Annotated in this window: 19 protein-coding genes and 1 tRNA gene; 13 read left to right on the top strand and 7 right to left on the bottom strand. The window is 75.4% G+C overall.

Annotated elements, in window-relative coordinates; translation table 11 throughout:
- Positions 1 to 139: 139 nt before the first annotated feature.
- Both DMH08_RS11445 and DMH08_RS11440 read left to right on the top strand, forming a co-directional pair.
- Complete coding sequence (locus tag DMH08_RS11445; RefSeq protein WP_125613545.1) at positions 140 to 796, top strand: response regulator; 657 nt, start codon at positions 140 to 142, stop codon at positions 794 to 796.
- On the top strand, positions 793 to 2,010 hold the full coding sequence (locus DMH08_RS11440) for a sensor histidine kinase (RefSeq protein ID WP_051300056.1): 1,218 nt from the start codon (positions 793 to 795) through the stop codon (positions 2,008 to 2,010). Before DMH08_RS11445 ends, DMH08_RS11440 begins: the two co-directional genes overlap by 4 nt.
- Here the strand turns inward: DMH08_RS11440 and DMH08_RS11435 are convergent.
- Positions 1,925 to 3,103, bottom strand: coding sequence for a saccharopine dehydrogenase family protein (locus tag DMH08_RS11435; protein WP_125613542.1), 1,179 nt, complete (start codon positions 3,101 to 3,103; stop codon positions 1,925 to 1,927). The two genes, DMH08_RS11440 and DMH08_RS11435, sit on opposite strands and share 86 nt — an antisense overlap.
- Positions 3,104 to 3,260: 157 nt before the next feature.
- Here DMH08_RS11435 and DMH08_RS40065 point away from each other — a divergent pair, with 157 nt between their 5' ends.
- A complete protein-coding gene (locus DMH08_RS40065; protein ID WP_157432867.1) occupies positions 3,261 to 3,437 on the top strand; it encodes a hypothetical protein in 177 nt (58 codons plus the stop codon).
- Here DMH08_RS40065 and DMH08_RS11430 read toward each other — a convergent pair.
- A complete protein-coding gene (locus tag DMH08_RS11430; RefSeq protein WP_125613539.1) occupies positions 3,394 to 4,314 on the bottom strand; it encodes a LysR family transcriptional regulator in 921 nt (306 codons plus the stop codon). The two genes, DMH08_RS40065 and DMH08_RS11430, sit on opposite strands and share 44 nt — an antisense overlap.
- A gap of 194 nt (positions 4,315 to 4,508) precedes the next feature.
- On the opposite strand from DMH08_RS11430, the gene DMH08_RS11425 reads away from it, so the two are divergent.
- The 6 genes from DMH08_RS11425 (at position 4,509) to DMH08_RS11400 (ending at position 9,464) form a co-directional block, all read left to right on the top strand.
- Positions 4,509 to 5,942: a form I ribulose bisphosphate carboxylase large subunit gene (locus DMH08_RS11425; protein WP_026400717.1), complete on the top strand. Its 1,434-nt coding sequence runs from the start codon at positions 4,509 to 4,511 to the stop codon at positions 5,940 to 5,942.
- Positions 5,942 to 6,370: a ribulose bisphosphate carboxylase small subunit gene (locus DMH08_RS11420; RefSeq protein ID WP_026400716.1), complete on the top strand. Its 429-nt coding sequence runs from the start codon at positions 5,942 to 5,944 to the stop codon at positions 6,368 to 6,370. The genes DMH08_RS11425 and DMH08_RS11420 overlap by 1 nt, the downstream gene beginning before the upstream one ends.
- Complete coding sequence (gene cbbX / locus DMH08_RS11415; RefSeq protein ID WP_125613536.1) at positions 6,367 to 7,329, top strand: CbbX protein; 963 nt, start codon at positions 6,367 to 6,369, stop codon at positions 7,327 to 7,329. The genes DMH08_RS11420 and cbbX overlap by 4 nt, the downstream gene beginning before the upstream one ends.
- Before the next feature lie 98 nt (positions 7,330 to 7,427).
- Positions 7,428 to 8,336, top strand: coding sequence for a proteasome assembly chaperone family protein (locus DMH08_RS11410; protein ID WP_026400714.1), 909 nt, complete (start codon positions 7,428 to 7,430; stop codon positions 8,334 to 8,336).
- A gap of 55 nt (positions 8,337 to 8,391) precedes the next feature.
- Positions 8,392 to 8,817 carry a CBS domain-containing protein gene (locus DMH08_RS11405; protein WP_199747743.1) on the top strand — a complete coding sequence of 142 codons (426 nt, stop codon included), beginning with the start codon at positions 8,392 to 8,394 and terminating at the stop codon, positions 8,815 to 8,817.
- On the top strand, positions 8,814 to 9,464 hold the full coding sequence (locus DMH08_RS11400) for a dienelactone hydrolase family protein (RefSeq protein ID WP_125613533.1): 651 nt from the start codon (positions 8,814 to 8,816) through the stop codon (positions 9,462 to 9,464). Before DMH08_RS11405 ends, DMH08_RS11400 begins: the two co-directional genes overlap by 4 nt.
- 4 nt (positions 9,465 to 9,468) lie before the next feature.
- Here the strand turns inward: DMH08_RS11400 and DMH08_RS11395 are convergent, their stop codons facing one another.
- Positions 9,469 to 10,035, bottom strand: coding sequence for a DUF305 domain-containing protein (locus DMH08_RS11395; RefSeq protein ID WP_125613530.1), 567 nt, complete (start codon positions 10,033 to 10,035; stop codon positions 9,469 to 9,471).
- A 45-nt stretch (positions 10,036 to 10,080) separates the two neighbouring features.
- Positions 10,081 to 10,407 (bottom strand): hypothetical protein, encoded by a 327-nt coding sequence (locus tag DMH08_RS11390; RefSeq protein ID WP_125613527.1) that lies wholly within the window; start codon positions 10,405 to 10,407, stop codon positions 10,081 to 10,083.
- 275 nt (positions 10,408 to 10,682) lie between these two features.
- Between DMH08_RS11390 and DMH08_RS11385 the strand changes: the two genes are divergently transcribed.
- A tRNA-Val gene (locus DMH08_RS11385) sits at positions 10,683 to 10,757 on the top strand.
- A gap of 174 nt (positions 10,758 to 10,931) precedes the next feature.
- On the opposite strand, the gene DMH08_RS11380 is transcribed toward DMH08_RS11385, so the two are convergent.
- Positions 10,932 to 11,846 carry a DUF6891 domain-containing protein gene (locus tag DMH08_RS11380; RefSeq protein WP_051300053.1) on the bottom strand — a complete coding sequence of 305 codons (915 nt, stop codon included), beginning with the start codon at positions 11,844 to 11,846 and terminating at the stop codon, positions 10,932 to 10,934.
- 124 nt (positions 11,847 to 11,970) lie between these two features.
- Between DMH08_RS11380 and glnII the strand changes: the two genes are divergently transcribed.
- Both glnII and DMH08_RS11370 read left to right on the top strand, forming a co-directional pair.
- A complete protein-coding gene (gene glnII / locus DMH08_RS11375) occupies positions 11,971 to 12,984 on the top strand; it encodes a glutamine synthetase (RefSeq protein ID WP_026400689.1) in 1,014 nt (337 codons plus the stop codon).
- Positions 12,985 to 13,129: 145 nt separating this feature from the next.
- On the top strand, positions 13,130 to 13,711 hold the full coding sequence (locus DMH08_RS11370; protein ID WP_125613525.1) for a hypothetical protein: 582 nt from the start codon (positions 13,130 to 13,132) through the stop codon (positions 13,709 to 13,711).
- Here DMH08_RS11370 and DMH08_RS11365 read toward each other — a convergent pair.
- Positions 13,692 to 14,498, bottom strand: coding sequence for a hypothetical protein (locus DMH08_RS11365; RefSeq protein ID WP_026400688.1), 807 nt, complete (start codon positions 14,496 to 14,498; stop codon positions 13,692 to 13,694). The two genes, DMH08_RS11370 and DMH08_RS11365, sit on opposite strands and share 20 nt — an antisense overlap.
- 71 nt (positions 14,499 to 14,569) lie before the next feature.
- Positions 14,570 to 15,049 carry a universal stress protein gene (locus DMH08_RS11360; RefSeq protein ID WP_125613523.1) on the bottom strand — a complete coding sequence of 160 codons (480 nt, stop codon included), beginning with the start codon at positions 15,047 to 15,049 and terminating at the stop codon, positions 14,570 to 14,572.
- Positions 15,050 to 15,259: 210 nt separating this feature from the next.
- Between DMH08_RS11360 and DMH08_RS11355 the strand changes: the two genes are divergently transcribed.
- A partial coding sequence (locus tag DMH08_RS11355; RefSeq protein ID WP_125613521.1) for a type I polyketide synthase occupies positions 15,260 to 20,175 on the top strand: 4,916 nt, incomplete at its 3' end.

Below are 20,175 nucleotides of genomic sequence, written 5' to 3'. Positions count from 1 at the left end.
AATTCAGTTTTCGCCATGAAGATTATGCTGGACGTCCCGTGGCCGCTTCCCCCAATCAGGGGAGAGCGCGGGTGAGACGCCGGAACGGGGCCGCCCCGGGGGCTACTGGCGAGTAGCTTCCGGTTGTTATCGTGCCGGGATGAGCGCCCCCGTACGCGTCGTCCTGGTCGACGACCACGAGATGATCCTGGCCGGATTGCAGGCGATGCTGGCCGGGTTCTCCGGCCGCGTGCGCGTCGTCGGGCAGGCCGGGACGGGCGCGGGGGCGACCCGGCTGGTCGCCGCGCTCCGCCCGGACGTCGTGCTGCTGGACGTCCGGCTCGGCCCGGAGAGCGGGCTCGACCTGTGCCGGCAGCTCACCGGCCGGGCCCCCGAGGTGCGCGTGGTGTTCCTGTCGGTGTACGACGACGAGCAGTACGTCTTCGAGGCGCTGCGCGCCGGGGCCGGCGGCTACCTGCTGAAACGGGTGGACGGGCCGGAGCTGGTGCGGCGGCTGGAGGAGGTCGCGCAGGGCGAGACCGTCGTCGACCCCACGCTCGCGGGGCGGATGGCGGTGACGGCGGCCCGGCTGACCCGCGGCGAGTTCTGGCCGGGCGCCGACCGGGGCCTCACCCAGCGCGAGAGCGAGGTGCTGTCGCTGCTGGTCGGCGGGCTGTCGAACAAGGCGATCGCGTCCCGGCTCGTGCTGAGCGAGGAGACGGTCAAGAGCCACCTGCGCGCGCTGTACCGCAAGCTGGAGGTGGCCGACCGGTCGGCGGCGATCGCGGTCGCGCTGCGCGAGGGCCTGTTCCGGTGACCGTCCCGGACACGCTGGCCGGGCGCGGCTCCGACCTGCTCGTCCGGATCGTCGAGGTCGCCTGCTCCGACCGCGGGCTTCCGCGACTGGCGGACGACCTCGCCGGGCTTGTCGTCCGGTCGGCGCGCGCGCTGACGTTCTGCGACGTCTACGTCCTGGACGACGACGGCCGCTTCCTGGAGTGCGCCGGACGCTCCGTCCCCCTGGGCGAAGGGGACGTCGGGCGGGCGGCGGCCCACGGACGGGCGCGCGCGCACGCGGACGGCAGGGGCGCGGCCGTCCCGATGCACAGCGGCGGCTCGGTCATCGCGGTGCTGGACGTCCGGTCCGCCGGGCCGGCCCCGCCGGAGGACGTCGCGCTGGTCGCGGCGCTCGCCGAGCTGTTCGCGCCCGTCCTGTGCTCGTGCCGCCGGCTGCGCGCGGCCCGCGAGCGCGAGCAGGCCGCCGAGCGGTTCGCGGAACGCGCCGTCGAGGCGCAGGAGGCCGAGCGGTCGCGGCTCAGCCGGGAGATCCACGACGGGATCGCGCAGCGGCTCGCGGGCCTCGGGTTCCACCTGTCGGCGGCCGAGCGGGCGCTGCCCGAGCACCATCCCGAGAGCCTCGCGCAGATCATGATGGCGCGGTCGCTGTGCGAGCTGGCGGCGGCCGAGACCCGCGCGGCGGTCGGGGGCCTGCGCCCGCCCGTCCTGGACGACCTGGGCCTGTCGGCGGCGCTCGCGACCCTCGCCCGCGAGGCGGGGGACGGCCCGGGGCCGTCCGGGCGCCCCCTCGACGTGACCGTCACCGTCGAGGGCGAACTGGAGGACGCGCTGCCCGACCACGTGCAGACGGCCCTGTACCGGATCGCGCAGGAGGCCGTCGGCAACAGCCTGCGGCACGCGTCCGCGTCCTGCGTCGACCTGCTGCTGGAGCACTTCGGCGACCGGGTGCGGCTGACGGTCGCCGACGACGGCGTCGGCTTCTCCATCCGGGACGTCTTCGCGCCGGGCCGCCGTCCCGACTCCTACGGGCTGCGCGGCATGACCGAGCGCGCCGAGCTGCTCGGCGGGCGGGTCACGGTGACGAGCCGGCCCGGGGGCGGCACGACGATCGAGGCCGTCGTCCCGGTCCCCGGCCGGGCCGGGCCCGCTACCGGGAGGTCAGCACCCGGAACTCAAGCCCCGCCCGGCCGAGCCGCGCCAGCAGCGCGTCCCCCATCGCGGCGGCCGTCGTGACCTGCCCGGACGTCTTCGGCAGCGCGTCGTGCGCGAGGCACAGCGCCGACTCGCCCAGCATCTTCGCCGTCTCCCCGTAGCCGGGGTCGCCGCCCCGGACCTCGGTGACGACGCGCCGCCCGCCGCCCTCGCCGACGAACTTCACGCTGAACCAGCTCCGGGCGCGGGTCTCCGCCGACGGCCCCTTCCCGGCGGGCTTGAGCTTCGTCAGCAGCCGCCGCGCCGGCGGCACCTGCGCGAGGACGGTCAGCGCCCCCGCCCCGGCGGCGAGCGCGGCGGCCGCCGGCAGCCGCTTCACCGCGAAGTAGTGGCCGTAGGTGAACTCGGGCCCGTACCGGTCGAGCGCGGCGGCCGAGCGGGCGACGATCTGCGGGTCGATCGTGGGCATCGGCAGCGGCCAGCCGTCGCCGATGCGGTTCCTCGGCGCCGGGCGCCGCGACACGCGCGCCGTCCGGCCGTCCGGACGTCCCTCGGCGGCGCGGCGCTCGCGCTCGGCCCGCGCCATCGCGGGCAGGTCGGCGAAGATCCCGAGGGCCGAGTGGATCGTGCCGCCGGACGCCTGCATGCGCGTCCGGACGAAGCCCTCGACGTGCAGCGGGACGCCCTCGGGGAGCTGCTTCACCGTGAAGTAGGCGCCGAGGTCGTGCGGGATCGAGTCGAAGCCGCACGCGTGGACGATCCGGGCGCCGGTGCGCACGGCCTCCGCGTGGTGCCTCACGTACATCCGGTCGACGAACGTCGGTTCGCCCGTGAGGTCGACGTAGTCCGTGCCGGCGCGCGCGCACGCCGCGACGAGCGGCTCGCCGTGCTTCAGGTACGGGCCGACGGTCGTGATGACGACGCGCGCCGAGCGGGCCAGCTCGTCGATCGAGCCCTGGTCGGACGAGTCGGCCCGCAGCAGCGGCAGCTCGGCGCAGGCCGGGTCGATCGCGGCGAGCCGGTCGCGCACCTTCTCGAGCTTGGCGGTGCTGCGTCCGGCGAGGGCCCAGCGCGTCCCCGGGTCGGCGTGGCCGGCGAGGTACTCGGCGGTCAGCCCGCCCGTGAACCCGGTGGCCCCGTACAGGACGATGTCGTACGGGCGGTCGGCGGTCATGGGTGCCCCTTTCGGTGCCCTTTTCGCGGTCCCGAACCCCATTCTGTCGTCCCGGTGGGGCGTGCGCGCGCGAAGCGCGGTGTGGGTGGGGCCACACCGGGCCGACCGATGTGGGAACGTTGGCCGTACCGCAGGTGAACGGAAGGGGAAGGGACGCGTGGCGGGCCTCGCCGCGGCGATGGACGTCGCCGCACTGATCTTCCTCGGCTGGTGCGCCGCCGTGCTGCGCCGGAACCGGGACGAACCCGACGGCGACGCCGGGCAGTCGGCCGCCCTCGCGCTGATCGCGGTCAGCCTGGTCCTGCTGTCAATCCCCCTGTGGGCCCTGCCGTAGCCGCCGCCGGGCCCGCCGCCGTCCAACCCGGCGCGCCCAGCAGGTGCCGGACGAACAGCAGCGTCGTCGCCGTCGGCGCCGCGCCGCCCACCGCGTGCCACGGCCGGTTCAGCGGCAGGCCCGGGGCCGCCACGACGACGAGGCGGCGCGCGTCCAGCTCCGCCCCGACCGCGTCCCGCGACACCAGCGCCGCGCCCAGCCCCGCCGCCGCGCCCGCGATCACCGCGCCGTTCGAGCCGAGCACCAGCCGCGGCGGGGAAGCGTCCCGCTCGGCCAGGTAGGCGTCGGCGGCGGCCCGCGTCCCCGACCCCGGCTCCCGCATCACCCACGGCGTCCGGTCGAGCGCGAACCCCGCCGCGACGTCCGGCGCGGCCACGACGACCAGCTCGTTCGGGCGCCGCGCCAGGACGGTCGCGGCGGCGTCGGCGGGCGGACGTCCGGCCAGCACCAGATCGGCCTCGTGCGCGGCGAGGCTGCTCCACACCTGGCGGCGCGGCCCCACCTCCAGCGTCAGCTCCACGTCCGGCCACCGCGCCCGGAACGACGCGAGCAGCTCGGGCAGGATCTGGTCGGCGGCCGTCGTCACCGCCGCGAGCCGCAGCGGGCCCCGCCCCGGGTCGGCCGCCCCGCGCGCCGCCGCCCGGCCCTCCTCCAGCAGCCCCAGCACCTGCCGGGCGTACCCCGCGTAGACCGACCCGGCCGGGGTGAGGCGCACGCCCCGCCCGACCCGCCGGACGAGCGGGACGCCGAGGTCCCGCGTCAGCGCGGCCACCGCCGCCGACACCGCCGACTCCGTCACGTACAGCCGCCGCGCCGCCGCCCGCACCGAGCCCGTGTCGGCGAGCGCCACGAGCGTCCGCAACCGCGCCTCCGTCACGCCCGGCCTCCTGGTTCAACCGAATGCTTGACGGTCACCGTAGAACACTTGATGGACACCGCAAGTGTCCGATGGGCACGCTCGGTCCGTCACGGTCATCCGACCGGGGCGCGGCGCCCGCCCCATCCCCTGGGCATGCCGTCCTTCCGCGGGCGGAGCGCCGCGCCCGTCCCCCAGCGCGAAGGAGAGCGGCGATGAGCTCGGGCAGATGGTCGGCGGGCGTGATCCCCTACGCGGAGATGGGCTACTGGCGCCCGGACTACGAGCCGAAGGACGGCGACGTCCTCGCCGCGTTCCGGATCACCCCGCAGCCGGGCGTCCCGCCGGAGGAGGCGGGCGCGGCCGTCGCGGGCGAGTCGTCCACCGCGACCTGGACGGTCGTGTGGACCGACCGGCTCACGGCGTACGAGAACTACCAGGCCAAGTGCTACCGGGTCGATCCGGTGCCGGGGCACGACGACCAGTTCATCGCGCGCATCGCCTACGACCTCGACCTGTTCGAGGAGGGCTCGATCGCGAACCTGACGTCGTCCATCATCGGGAACGTCTTCGGGTTCAAGGCCCTCAAGGCGCTGCGGCTCGAGGACATGCGGATCCCGACCCACTACGTGAAGACGTTCCAGGGCCCGGCCCACGGGATCGTCATGGAGCGCGAACACCTGGGCAAGTTCGGCCGTCCCCTCCTGGGCGCCACCGTGAAACCCAAGCTCGGCCTCTCCGCCCGCAACTACGGCCGTGTCGTTTACGAAGCGCTCCGCGGCGGCCTGGACTTCACCAAGGACGACGAGAACATCAACTCGCAGCCGTTCATGCGATGGCGCGACCGGTTCCTCTACTGCATGGAGGGCGTGAACCGGGCGCAGGCCGCCACCGGCGAGGTCAAAGGCCACTACCTCAACGTCACCGCCGCCACGATGGAGGACATGTACGAGCGCGCCGAGTTCGCCAAGGAACTCGGCAGCGTCATCGTCATGATCGACCTGACCATCGGCTACACCGCGATCCAGTCGATGGCCGCGTGGGCCCGCAGGAACGGCGTCCTGCTGCACCTGCACCGCGCCGGGCACTCCACCTACACGAGGCAGAAGAACCACGGCGTCAACTTCCGCGTGATCGCCAAGTGGATGCGCCTCGCCGGCGTCGACCACATCCACGCCGGGACCGTCGTCGGCAAGCTGGAGGGCGACCCGAACAGCGTCCGCGGCTACTACGACACCCTCCGCCTCGACAGGATCGCCGCCGACCCCGCGAAGGGCCTGTACTTCGACCAGGAATGGGCGTCGCTGCCCGGCACGATGCCCGTCGCGTCCGGCGGCATCCACGCGGGCCAGATGCACCAGCTCCTGCACTACCTCGGCGAGGACTCGATCCTGCAGTTCGGCGGCGGCACCATCGGCCACCCGATGGGGATCGCCGCCGGCGCGACCGCCAACCGCGTCGCGCTCGAAGCGATGATCAAGGCGCGGAACGAGGGCCGCGACTACCTCGCCGAGGGCCCCGACATCCTGCGCGCCGCCGCCAAGCACAGCCGCGAACTCGACGTCGCCCTGTCCACCTGGGGCGACATCACCTTCACCTACGCGTCCACCGACACCCCCGACGCCGTCGAAACCCCGGTGAGCATCTGATGCGGATCACCCAAGGCACCTTCTCCTACCTGCCCGACCTCACCGACGAGGAGATCACCCTCCAGATCGGCTACGCGCTGGCCCAGGGCTGGCCCTGCTCGGTCGAGTTCACCGACGACCCCCACCCGCGCAACGCGTACTGGGACATGTGGGGCCTGCCGATGTTCGACCTCGCCGACCCCGCCGGCGTCCTCTACGAGATCAACGAGTGCCGCAGGGCGTACCCGTCCCACTACGTCCGGCTGAACGCCTACGACGCCCGCTACGGGCGGCAGACGACCGCGCTGTCGTTCATCGTGCAGCGCCCGCCCGCCGAGCCCGGCTTCCGCCTCGACCGGCAGGAGACCTCCGACCGGCGGATCCGCTACACGCTGCACCCCTACGCGGCCGACCGCCCCGAAGGCGAGCGCTACGGAGCGGAGCGTTGACCGGACGCCCCGCCTTCGGCCTGCGCGCGAACGGCGCGGCCGACCGGGCCGGCTCCCCGGCGGACACCTCGCCCTCCGCCGGGGAGCCCCTCCCCCCGGACGCCCGCGTCGACCTCGCGAGGGAACGCGCCGACTCCCGCGTGGACGACGTCCTCGCCGCCCTCGACGCCGAGCTCGTCGGCCTCGCGCCCGTCAAGACCCGCGTCCGGGAGATCGCCGCGCTGCTCCTCGTCGACCGCGCCCGCGCCCGCTTCGGCATCGACTCCGGCCGCCCCAACCTGCACATGTGCTTCACCGGCGCCCCCGGCACCGGCAAGACGTCCGTCGCCGTCCGGCTCGCCGAACTCCTGCACCGCCTCGGCCGCGTCCGCCGCGGCCACCTGGTCTCCGTCACCCGCGACGACCTCGTCGGCCAGTACGTCGGGCACACCGCGCCCAAGACCAAGGAGGTCCTCAAGCGCGCGATGGGCGGCGTCCTGTTCATCGACGAGGCGTACTACCTGTACCGGGCCGAGAACGAGCGCGACTACGGCCAGGAGGCCATCGAGATCCTGCTCCAGGTGATGGAGAACCGGCGCGACGACCTCGTCGTCGTCCTCGCCGGCTACAAGGACCGCATGGACTCCTTCTTCGCGTCCAACCCCGGCATGAGCTCCCGCATCGCCCACCACATCGACTTCCCGGACTACGAACCGGACGAACTGGAGGCCATCGGGCACCTGATGCTGCGGCGCGAGGGCTACGTCCTCGCCCCCGACGCCGAACCCGTCTTCCGCGACTACCTCGACCGCCGCCGCGCCCGCCCCCGGTTCGCGAACGCCCGCTCCGTCCGCAACGCCGTCGAACGCGCCCGTCTGCGGCACGCCGCCCGCCTCCTCGACCGCCCCGGCGAGGTCGGCCGCGCCGATCTCACCACCCTCCGCCCTGAGGACTTCCTCGCCAGCCGCGTGTTCGGCTGACCCGCCGCCCCGGCCGGGGAGCGACCGACTCGTGCCGAAGGGATGACCCCCGCATGTCCTAGTGTTGAGAACATCGACATGATGATGTGGGGGAGAAGTTGCTGAACCCTGAGGATCTGTACGAGCTCGACACCGATCTGCCGGCGCTGACCGGGCCGGTGCTGCTGCACAGCCTCGACGGCTTCGTGGACGCCGGGTCCACCGGGCAGCTCGTGCGCGAGCACATCCTGGACGCGCTGGACCACCGGGTCATCGCCCGCTTCGACGTCGACTCGCTGATCGACTACCGGGCCCGCCGGCCGCCGATGACGTTCGACCGCGACCACTGGGCCTCCTACGAGGCGCCCGAACTGGTCGTCCGGCTCGTCGAGGACGAGACCGGCACGCCGTTCCTGCTGCTCACCGGCCCCGAACCCGACCGGCTCTGGGAGGGCTTCACCGCGTCCGTCCTGCACCTGGTCAAGCGGCTCGGGGTGAAGCTCGTCGTGGGCTTCCACGGCATCCCGATGGGCGTGCCGCACACCCGTCCGGTCGGGATCACCTCGCACGCGACCCGGCCCGAGCTGATCGACCGCGGGACCTGGTTCGACAAGGTGCAGGTGCCCGGCAGCGCCGCCGGGCTGCTGGAGCTGCGGCTCGGCGAAGCCGGGCACGACGCGGTCGGGCTGGCGGTGCACGTCCCGCACTACCTCTCGCAGTCCGCGTACCCGGCCGCGGCCGTCGCGACCCTGGAGGCGATCGTCGCCGCGACCGGCCTCGCGCTGCCGGTGGACGCCGTCCGCACCGCGGCCGCCGCCACCGACGCCGAGATCGCCGAGCAGGTCGAGGGCAACGACGAGGTGGAGAAGGTCGTCCGCGCGCTGGAGCAGCAGTACGACGCGTTCGCGGGCGCGGCGCAGCGCGACAACCTGCTCGCCGAGTCGCAGGACATGCCGACCGCCGACGAGCTCGGCGCCCAGTTCGAGCGCTTCCTCGCCGAGCAGGACGGGCCGGACGCCTCGCCCTGACGCGCATGCCCGCCGGGCGCCTGGGTACGCGAGCCCCCGAGAGGGGAGGCGCGACATGACCCACGGTATGACGGTCAACGAGGTGATGACGCCCGCGCCGGTCACGGTGTCCCCGGACACGCCGCTGGCGCGGGTCGGCGAGCTGATGCGCGAGCACGGCATCGGGGACGTCCTCGTCGTGGACGAGGGCCGCCTGCGGGGGCTGGTGACCGACCGCGACATCGTCGTCCGCGGCGTCGCCCTGCGCCGCGACCCCGCCGCGACCGCCGTCGGCGAGATCTGCAGCACCCGGGTGATCACGGTCCCGGCGGGCTCGGCCGCCGACACGGCCGTCCGGCTGATGAGCGAGCACGCCGTCCGCCGGGTGCCCGTCATGGACGGGGACCGGCCCGTCGGCATGGTGTCCATCGGCGACCTCGCGATCCAGCGGGACGACCACTCGGTCCTCGCCGACATCAGCGCCGAGCCGCCGAACACATGAGCGCCGTCCGGCTCGACCTCGCCGACACCGCCCTCGACGCGGAGCTCGACATCCCGGACGAACCGACCGGCATCGTGCTCGTCGTCCACACCGGCGACGGCGCCCGCGACCGCACCGTCGCGCGCGGGCTGAACGCGGCGGGCCTCGGCACCGTCGTGCTCGACCTGCTCACCGGGCACGAGGAGGAGCTCGACCGCGTCACCGCCGCGCTCCGCTCCGACCTCGAACTGCTGACCCTCCGGCTGATCGGCGCGATCGACCGGCTCACCGACGGCCTGGAGGCCGCCCCCCACACCGCCGGGCTGCCCGTCGGGCTGTTCGGCGCGGGCACCGGCGCCGCCGCCGCGCTGGCCGCCGCGGCCGCCCGCCCCCGCGTCGCCGCGGTCGCGTCGCGCGGCGGCCGCGCCGACCTCGCGGGCCCGTCGCTGCCCCGCGTCCGGGCGCCCGTCCTGCTGATCGTCGGCGGCGCCGACACGCCCGTCCGCGACCTGACCGAACGCGCCGCCCGGACCCTCGACACCGCCGAGATCCACGTCGTCGACGGCGCCGCGCACGCGTTCGACGAGCCCGGCGCCCTCGAGGAGGTCACGACGCAGGCCGCCGACTGGTTCAACCGGCACCTGACCCGCGCCGCGACCCGCCGCTGACCGGCTACATCCCGTCGAGCAGCTCCCGCATCGCGGCGATCTCCGCCCGCTGCGTGCGGACGATCGCGCCCGCCATCGCCTTCGCGTCCGGGGACCCGCCGCCCGCCTGCTCCTCCCGCGCCATCGTGACGGCCCCCTCGTGATGCTCGATCATCATCTCGAGGAACGCGCGGTCGAACGCCGCGCCGGACAGCCCCTTCAGCTCGGCCATCTGCCCGTCGGACATCATCCCGTCCATGCCGTGCCCCATGTGCCCGGCAGACTCGGGCTCGCCCCAGGACCGCAGCCACCCGGCCATCGTCCGGATCTCCGATCCCTGGGCCTTCTCGATCTGCACGGCCAGCTCCTTCACTTCCGGCAACCCCGCCCGCGTCGCCGCGAGCCCGGCCATCTCGACCGCCTGCCGGTGGTGCGGGATCATCATCTGCGCGAACATGACGTCCTGCGCGTTGTGCGCGGCGGACGACGCCGCGCTCGCCGGCGCGGGCCCCGCCGAACCACCGCCCCCGCAGGCCCCCAGCCCGATCGCGAGGGCCGGCAGCAGGATCGTCCCGACAACACGCTTCATCATCGAACCTTCCGTTGTCGTGCCGTTGCCGTCGAGGTGCGCGGACCTCTACAGCCGCAGCACGGCCAACTGGAAGGGCGTCGGGCACGGAGGAGAGCGCCCGCCGCGAAACGCGACCCGGTGGCCCCGGCCCCGCACGTCCCGCACCGCCGGCAGGCGCCACCGAACGAGCACGAGCGCGAACCCCAGCAGCAGCACGCTCAGGAACGCCAGGCACACCTGCCCGCCGGAATGGTGCTCACCGCCGTCGTGGTCGGGCGCCGGATGGTGCTGCGCGACGGCGACGCCCGCGGCGTCCACCGGACTCCCGGACGCCTGCACCCCGTGCATCAGCAGCACACCGAGAACCAGCGCGAGCGCCCACAGCACCCTCACCGATCCCCGCGAACGCCCACACATACCCCGCCAGCGTATCGACGCCCCCGCGCACCACCGAACCGCCCCCTATGTCCGGCCCACGGCACAGAGCCGCCGAAGCCGCACTCCCGCCGCCCGGACGCTCCGCGAGCCATCGCCCGAGCTCGTCCGTCCGCAGGCCCCATGCGGTCCACCCGTCGACCGACCTCACGGACATCTGCCCCCACCGCCGCCCCGAGATACCGTTTCGCGATCGTCCCCGGGGTCGGGGTACGCTTTCCCGGCGAGCACGCGGGCGCGTAGCTCAGGGGTAGAGCACTCGCCTTACAAGCGAGGAGTCGGCGGTTCGAAACCGTCCGCGCCCACCAGCAGAAAGACCCCGCTCCGGATCATGGAGACGGGGTCTTCGTGCCATTAGCGTGCCAATAGCCCATGAGCGCGAGCCCTCCGGCCGTCCCGTCGTCATCCGGGTCGCTGGCCTTGGCGTCCATCGCCCGAGTGATTGCGCGGTTTGGGGTTTGGTTGTTGGGGTGGGGCGGCTGTCAGGCCCAGGGTTCGGTGGTCAGGTTGTCGGTGAGGGTTTGGCGGTCTTCGGTGGCGAGGACGGTGACGATCTGTTCGGCTTCTTCGATGGTTACGTGGCGGCTGTGGTAGCAGCGGTTCGCGGGGTCGGGGATTTCGAACTTGAGGCGGGGGCCCGGGTCGTAGGTGGCGATCAGGGACTTCGTCGGGGTGATGAAGTTGATGAAGTTGCCCTTGTAGGGGGTGAGGGTGAGGAGGAGGTCCCGTGCTTCGGCGGGGGTCACGGGGAGGTCTTCGGACTGGCCGCCACCGGACGGGCCGTTCTCGTAGGAGACGGTGACCGGGCCGCCGGTCGGGGGCGGGGAGCCGGGGTAGGCGGCCAGGCGGGTGTAGCGGCGGCGGCGCCAGGTGAGGCGGACGTCGATGCGGCGGCGGGGGTCGCCGTTCCAGTCGACGGAGAGGCCGTGGCGGCGGAGGGCGGCGGCGACGTCCTCGCCGATGGCGGCCTGGGCTTCCGGGGGTTGCGTGTCCTCGTGGAAGAAGCCGTAGGCGAGGGTGAGGATCCCGTCGTCGACGGCGGCCTCCATGTCCTGGCGGTGGGCGAAGACGTAGCCGCGGGGCTCGTCGCCCGCGGCGACCTCGCCGCCGAGCTCGGCGAGGCCGCAGTTCTGGCAGCAGGCGTGGTCGAGGCGGGCGACGATGCCGGACGTGTCCAGTTCGCGGAACGCGCGCTGCAGGCGGTCGGTGTCGAGGTCGTCGGGCCACGTCGCCTGGTCGGCGAGGTGGGCGGCGAACGCGTCGGCGACGGCGCCGCGGGCGTCGTCGCCGAGGAGGCCGGTGCATTGGCGGACGACGGATTCGAAGTCGTGGCGGCCGAGGGCCGTGAGAAAGCGGACGTGGTGGTGGGGGGATGTTGCGACCGGCTCGTGACTCATGGAGTCGGAGTATGGCAAACGTCACCGACGTTCCGCGTTTTACACGTCGTTCACAAATGAGCAATGGATGTGAAACGGCTGGTTGGCACGTTCGTGGAAGTCCGACACCTGCGGAGGGACCGACGTGAGCTACAAGGCCGAGTACATCTGGATCGACGGCACCGAGCCGACCGCCCGGCTGCGGTCCAAGACCAAGATCCTTCCGGACGGCGCGGACCTGCCCGACTGGGGGTTCGACGGGTCCAGCACCAACCAGGCTCCCGGTGACAGCTCGGACTGCGTGCTCAAGCCCGTGTTCGTGTGCCCCGACCCGATCCGCGGCGGCGACCACAAGCTCGTCCTGTCCGAGGTGTACCTGGTGGACGGGACGCCGCACAAGACGAACACGCGCGCCGAGCTGCGTCCCGTCGCGGAGAAGTACGAGGTGCAGGACTCCTGGTACGGGATCGAGCAGGAGTACACGTTCTTCAAGGACGGGCGCCCGCTCGGGTTCCCGGAGCGGGGCTTCCCCGCGCCGCAGGGGTTCTACTACTGCGGTGTCGGCGCGGACGAGGTGTTCGGCCGGGAGATCGTCGAGGCGCACCTGGACGCGTGCCTCGCGGCGGGGCTGAAGATCTCGGGCATCAACGCGGAGGTCATGCCCGGCCAGTGGGAGTTCCAGATCGGGCCGGCGGGGCCGGTCGAGGTCGGCGACCACCTGTGGGTGGCGCGGTGGCTGCTCTACCGCATCGCGGAGGACTACGGGGTGTCGGCGACGCTCGACCCGAAGCCGGTGGAGGGCGACTGGAACGGCGCGGGCGCGCACACGAACTTCTCGACGAAGGCGATGCGGGAGGGGTACGACGCGATCGTCACGGCCTGCGAGGCGCTGGGCGCCCGGGCGCAGGCGCACGTCGAGGGCTACGGCGCGGACATCGAGCGGCGGCTGACCGGGATGCACGAGACGGCGCCGTGGAGCGAGTTCAGCTACGGCGTGTCGAACCGCGGCGCGTCGGTGCGGATCCCGTGGCAGGTCGAGGTGGACAAGCGGGGGTACATCGAGGACCGCCGCCCGAACGCCAACGTGGACCCGTACGTGGTGGCGCGGCTGATCACGGGCACCTGCTGCGAGGCCCTGGAGAAGGCGGGCCAGATCTGACGGCCCGACGCGGCGCGCCGTCCCCGGAAGGGGGCGGCGCGTCGTGCTGTTATGCCGCCAAACGTCTGCAAATTGTTGGGCTTCGGGGAGTTCCCGCGAACGGGTCCGGGTAGTACCTGGTCGATTTCGCAGCGGGGGAGGGGACATGCCCGATTCGCCATTCGGGCGGCCCGGCGGGAGCCGCCCGGCGGCACGGCCGTGGGAGCGGTCGTTCCGGTGCCCCTCGACGGCGGTGCGCAGGCGGGAGGCCCCGCCCCGGCGGTTCGAGGAGTTCGTCGCCCGGCACGCCGACAGCGAGCCCGAACTGCCGCTGCGGCAGCTGTGGTGGACGGGCCTGTCGTGCGCGGCGGGCGGGTCGCTGCTGACGTTCGCGGCGGTGTTCGGCCTCCGGGCGATGTTCGGTATCGAGGTCCCGGTGTTCGCGGGGACGGACGTCGCCGTGGAGGGCGCGGCGACCAGCTACGCGCTGTGCGTCCTCGCCGCGACGGTGCAGGGGACCGCGCTGATGCATCTGCTGCTGGCGGGTGCGGCGCGTCCGGTGCGGGCGTTCGCGTTCATCGGCGGGCTCGCGGTGGCGCTGATGGCGGTGGTGCCGCTGCTGCTGAACGGGCCGCTGGACGCGCGGATCGTCACGGCCGGGATCAACCTCGCGGGCGGGACGGCCGTGGTGGTGCTGCTGTGCGCGGTGGTGTCGGCGTCGATGGCGTTCAGGCCCGGCCGACGGTGATCGTGAGCGGGTCGGGCGCGGCCGTGGACGCGATCCGCACGTGCCACAGCCGCCGCCACACCCGGACGTCGACGGGTTCGGCGGGCGCGAGCACCCGCAGCTCGCGGTGCATCCCGGAGAAGCCGAGGCGCAGCCACACCTCCCAGGTGCCGCGGGGCAGCGGCTCGTCGATGAACGTCCTGGTCACCGGCAGGACGGCGGTGTAGTGCAGGCCCTCGGGACGGTCGTCGAGCATGCAGATCACCTCGTAGGCGCGGCCGCGGCGCTCCCGCAGGTGCAGCGTCGCGGAGATCGGCGTCGCGAGCCCGGCGACGTCGAGCCGTCCGCTGACCTCGACGTGTTCGGTGCGTTCGTCCCACCGGAGGCCGTCGGCGCGGACGGAGCCGGCGGGGTGCGTCCGCCCGCCGACGTCGATCGCGAGGGTGCCGAGGGGGCTGATGTAGGCCGCGACGGTCGTGCCGCCGTCCAGGAACCCGCGCTGCGGGGAGGCGTCGAGGCCGGGGGCGCGCGCGAGCGGCACCGCGTCCGCCGAGTCGACCGACAGGCCGGCGTCCCAGACGCCGCCGGGGAGCGGGGCGCCGCCCGCGACGGCGGCGACGTCGATCCGCGCCTCGAACGCGACGTGCGGGCCGTCGGTCCGGGCGGTGGCGGGGACGCGGACGACGGCTTCGCCGCCGCGCTCGCGGAGCAGCAGTTCGAGGCGCGGGGTCCCGCGGTGCTCGAGCCGTCCGGCGAGCCGCAGGGCCGAGCCCGTCCAGCCGATCTCGGTCAGGTAGGGATCCGACATCGCCGCTCGCCTCCCGGACGCCCCGAACCGTGCACTCGGGAGCCTTCCCCGCGAACCGGTCGTCCTACCCGTCAGGGGACGACCGTGACGGGCCAGCGGCCCGCGCGCACCAGCCGGACGGCCACCGACCCGACCAGCCGGTGCCCCGCCTGCGTGGACGCGCCGACGACGACGGCGTCCGCGCGGGACCGGTCGGCGACGCGCGCGAGGACGGTGTACGGGTCGCCCTGCGCGGCGACGATCTCGTAGTCGACGGGGGCCTGCGCGTAGGCGCGGCCGATCTCCTGTTCGAGTTCCCCGACGATCTCCTCGGCGGCCTCCTGCATGACGGCCGCGCCGCCCGGGGTGAGCATGGACAGCGCGGCGATCGGCGTGGCGTGCACGAGGATCAGCCGCGCGCCGCCGCGGCGGGCGAGGCCCCACGCGTACGCGGCGGCCCGCAGGGACGTGTCCGATCCGTCCACGCCCGTCACGATCACCCGGGGCCCGTCGGCGCCGTACTCGAACGGCGCCGCGTCCGGGGCCTCGCCGGGCCGTCCTTCGGCGGTCATTCGAGCAAGGGTATCGGCCGTGCCGCGGCGGCCGGGCGGGACGCGGCCCCGGTCTCGGATCCGTCAAGGGACGTCCCAATCTCCTTTGCGGTGACGCCATGGGCGCGCCCTCGGGTGTGTCGTCCCGGTATTCGCTCGGTTGCCGAACGTAGTGTGACGAATCGTTGTCGAGCCGCGCCCGTCACGGCGCGGGACGTCGGGGGGCAGTTCATGACGGCGGACAGGGGCGGGAACCGGTACGGGCGCGGGCCGGGGGGTGCCCCCCAGGCCGAGATCATCGGGGTCGCCCCGTCCGGGGGCGCGGCGCCGCGCGCGGTGGTGGCGGTCGCGCGGGCGGGCGGACTCGGGGTGCTGGACCTCGGCGCCGACCGCGCGTCCGGGCTCGCCGCGCTGGACGAGGTGGTGCGCTGGTGGCCGGGCCCGTTCGGGGTCCGGGTGCCGGCGGGCTGCCGGGTCCGGCCGGAGGAGCTGCCGGACGCGGCGGGCACCGTCCTCGTGGACGCCCCGCTGCTCGGCGCCGCGGACGGCCCGGACGTCGCGGCGTTCGCGCGCGGGCGGCGGCTGCTGGTCGAGGTCGTCGACCCGGCCGAGGCCGCGGCGGCGCTGGACGCGGCCCGCGGGATCGACGGGACGCGCGGCGTCGGGCTGGTCGCGCGGGGCCGCGAGGCGGGCGGCCGCGCGGACGACGCGACGACGTTCGTCCTGCTGCAGCATCTGCTGGCCCTGGGCGTCCCCGCGTACGCGGCGGGCGGGATCGGGCCCCGGACGGCGGCCGCCGCGGTCGCCGGGGGCGCCGCGGGCGTCGTGCTGGACGCCCAGCTGGACGGTGTCGCGGAGACGGACGCGCCGGACGCCCCGGACGGGACGCTCGCGGCGCGGTACAAGACCGCGGGGGGCGTGGTGCAGGCCGTGCGGCGGGGGATCGCCGAGCACATCCGCGCGGCCGTCCGGGTCGCGCCGCTCGCCCCGAAGGACGGCCCGCACGGCGGCGAGTACCCGGTCGCGCAGGGGCCGATGGCGGAAGTCAGCGACACGTCCGCGTTCGCCGCGGCGGTCGCGCAGGACGGCGGGCTGCCGTTCCTGGCGCTCGGCGCGATGGGCGGCGACGCGGTGGCGGAGCTGCTGCGCGACACCGCCGACCGGCTCGGCGGGCGGCCCTGGGGCGTCGGGATGGTCGGGTTCGTCCCGCCGGAGCTGCGGGCCGAGCAGCTCGCCGCCGTCCGCGCCGCGGCGCCCCCGTACGCGCTTCTCGCCGGGGGCCTGCCCGTGCAGGCCGAACCGCTCGAAGAGGTCGGGACCCGGACGTACCTGTGCGTTCCGGCGCCCGAGCAGCTGGACCGCTTCCTCGCCGAGGGCACCCGCCGGTTCGTGTTCGCGGGCATGGAGTGCGGTGGGCCCGTCGGCCCGCTCCCGAGCTTCCCGCTGTGGGAGGCGCAGCTCGACCGGCTCGACGCGTTCTGCGCCGCGCACCCCGACGAGGCCCCGCGGCTGTCGGTCATGTTCGCGGGCGGGATCCACGACGAGCGGTCCGCCGCGATGGTCGCGGCGCTCGCCGGGCCGCTCGCCGAGCGCGGCGCGGACGTCCGCGTGCTGATGGGCACCGCGTACCTGTTCACGTCCGAGGCGGTCGCGGCGGGCGCCGTCCGTCCGGGCTACCAGGAGACGGCGCTCGACTGCACCGCGACCGCGCTGCTCGAGACGTCCCCCGGCCACGCGACCCGCTGCGCCGTCACCCCGTACGTGCGGACGTTCGAGGAGACCCGCACCGAACTGCTCGGCACCGGCATGTCGCGGCACGAGGCGTTCCGGCGGCTGGAGAAGCTGAACCTGGCGCGGCTGCGGATCGCCGGGAAGGGCCTGCGCCGCGGCGCGCCCGTCGACACCGACGAGCAGCGCGCCGAGGGCCTCTACCTGCTCGGCCAGGTCGCCGCGCTGCGGTCGGCGAAGACCGGCGTCGCCGTCCTGCACGAGCAGGTGACGTCCGGCGCCACCGCCCTGCTGGCCGGCCGCGCCGCCGAACTCGGGCTGGACGGGCGCGGCACGGCGCCCCGCCCCGCCGACATCGCGATCGTCGGGATGGACTGCGTGCTCCCGGGCGCCCGCGACGCCGACCGGTACTGGGCGAACGTCCTGCGCGGGTCCGGCGCCGTCACCGAGGTCGCCCACTGGGACCCGGACGTCTACCACGGCGCCGCCGAGGACGGGAAGACGCCGTCGAAGTGGGGCGGCCTCCTGCCGAAGACCCCGTTCGACGCCGACGCGCACGGCGTCCCCGCGGCCGACCTCGGCGGCATCGACCCCGCGCACCTGCTGGCGCTGGAGGTCGCGTCCCGGGCGCTGGACGACGCCGGCTACGGCGACCGGGCCTTCGACCGCGCCCGCACCTCGGTGGTCTTCGGGACCGAGGGCGGCGGCGACCTCGCCGCGGCCCACGCGTTCCGCGCCGCCCTCCCCGCCTGGTTCGGCGAGGTCCCGCCCGAGATCGCCGAACGGCTGCCCGCTCCGACCGCCGCGTCGCTCGTCGGCGTCCGGCCCGGCGACATCGCCGCCCGGCTCGGCCTCGGCGGCGCCGCGCACACCGTCGCGGCCGGCGGGGCGTCGTCGCTCGCCGCCCTCGACGCCGCGTGCCGGGAACTCGCCTCCGGCGGCAGCGACATGGTCCTGTGCGGCGCCGCCGACCTGCGCACCGCGATCCACGACTACCTGCGGGCCGCGGCCGCCGGGACGCTGTCGCCGTCCGGCCGCTGCGCCCCGTTCGACGCCGCCGCCGACGGGATCGCCCCCGGCGAGGGCGTCGCGTGCGTCGTCCTCAAGCGGCTCGCCGACGCCGAACGCGACGGCGACCGCGTCTACGCGGTCGTCAAGGGCGTCGCCGGGGCCGACGGGCGGACGCGGGCGGCGCTGCGGGCGCACGAGCGCGCGGGCGTCGCCCCCGAGCGCACCGGCCTCGTCGAGACGTCCGGGGACGCGACCGTGCCCGGCGACGGCGCCGAACTCCGCGCCCTGGCCTCGCTGTTCGCGCGCGCCGCGCCCGGCTCCGTCGCCCTCGGCTCGGCGACGTCCCAGATCGGGCACACCGGCGCCGCCGCCGGGCTCGCCGGGCTGATCAAGTCCGCGCGCGCCCTGCACGCCGGCGTCCTGCCCGGCACCCCGCACCTCGCCCGCCCGAACGACGCGTGGGACGCCGGCGGGCCCCTCGCGTTCGGGACGTCCCCGCGCCCGTGGGCCGTCCCGCCCGGCGACCGGCACGCGGCCGTCGCCGCGACCGGCGACGGCACCCGCTACCACGCCGTCCTGTCCGGGTACGGCGGCGCGCCCGAACCGGTGTCGGGGCTCGCCGAATGGCCCGCCGAACTGTTCGTGATCCGCGCGGGCACGGACGTCGAACGGCTGCGCGCCCTCGCGGCGTCCGGGCACCGGCTGCGCGACCTCGCCCGCACCGTCGCGGCCGACGACGGCCCGGTCGCGGCGGCGTTCGCCGCGACCTCCCCCGACGACCTGCGCGCACGGCTCGACGGTGCCGCCGAGACCGGGAGCGACCCCGGCCAGGTGGCTTTCCTGTTCCCCGGCCTGCTCGGCCCGCGGCCGGGCGCGCAGGCCGACCTGTTCATCGCGTTCCCCCGCCTGCAGCGGCTCCTGCGCCTCGGCCGGGACTACGCGCCCGCGATGTTCCCGCCCGCCGCGTTCACGCCGGAGGACGTCCGCCGCCGCCGCGCCGCGCTCGCCGACCCCCGCGTCGCCCAGCCCGCCCTCGGGCTCGCGGGCCTCGCCGTCCACCGGCTGCTCACCGCCGTCGGCGTCCACCCCGACCTCGCCGCCGGGCACGGGCACGGCGAGATCGTCGCGCTGTGCGCCGCCGGGGTCTTCGACGACGCCGACCTGATCGAGCTGAGCGCCGCCCGCGCCGACGCGATCCTCGCCGCCGCCGGGGACGACCCGGGCGCGATGGCCGTCGTCGCCGCCGGGCTCCACGAGGTGCGCGACGTCCTGTCGGACGTGTCCGACATCGCGGTCGCCGCGCAGAACGCGCCCCGCGAGACCGTGATCGCCGGGACCTCCGCGGGCGTCGACCGCGCCCTCGGCGTCCTCGCCGCCCGCGGCCTGCCCGCCGAGCGGCTGCCCGTCGGCTGCGCCCTGCACAGCCCGCTCGTCGCCGCCGCGTCCGGGAGCCTCCGCGCCGCGCTCGCCGGCCGCGACCTGCGGTCCCCGGCGTTCCCCGTGTGGTCCGGCGCGACCGCCGCGCCCTACGACGCCGAACCCGCCGACCTCGCCGCGACCCTCGCGGGCCAGCTCGCCGCGCCCGTCCGGTTCGCCGAGCAGATCGAGGCGATGTACGCCGCGGGCGCCCGCACCTTCGTCGAGGCCGGACCCGGCGGCGCCCTCACCCGGCTCGTCGGCGCCGTCCTCGGCGACCGCCCGCACACCGCGGTCGGCTGCGACGGCCTGCACGGCCTCCTCGACGCCCTCGCGCGCCTCGCCGCCGCGGGCGTCCCGGTCGACCCGCTGCCGCTGTTCGCCGGCCGCGACGCCCGTCCCGTCGACGCGCCCGCGCCCGCACCGGCCTGGTTCGTCGACGGGCACACCGTCACGACCGCCGACGGCGACGTCCCGCCCGGCGCGCCGCGGCCCGCCACCCGCCTCGACGGCCCGGTGGGCGACCGCCGCCGCTCCGACGCGGCCGTCCTGGAGTACCTGCGCGCCGGCCGCGAGCTGATCGCCGCCCAGCGCGAGGTCATCCTCCGGCACCTCGACGGCGGCGACGCGCCCGTCCCGCCGCCGCGCCCCATCCTGCCGGGGGAGACCCTGCCCGCCCTGCCGGACGGCCCGTTCGACGCCCGCGCCGCCGTGCACGCCGCCGTCGCCGCCCGCACCGGCCGTCCCAAGGCACGCCTCGACGACGAGCTCGACCTCGAGGCCGACCTGGCGATCGACCCCGCCGAACGCACCGCGCTCCTGCACGACCTCGCCGCCCGCGCGGGCGCCGTGCCCCGCCCCGCCGACCCGTCCGGCGTCGCGACCATCGGCGACGCCGTCGCCTGGCTCGAGGGCCTGCGCCGCGCCGCGCCCCTCCCGACCGCGCACGTGGGGACGTCCGCGCTGTCCGGCGGCCCGACGCCCCCGTCCCC

The sequence above is a fragment of the Actinomadura sp. WAC 06369 genome, from assembly GCF_003947565.1.
Lineage (GTDB): Bacteria > Actinomycetota > Actinomycetes > Streptosporangiales > Streptosporangiaceae > Spirillospora > Spirillospora rifamycini.
Note: the sequence above shows the minus strand (reverse complement) of the source record. Positions and strands in the feature narration are given on the sequence as shown.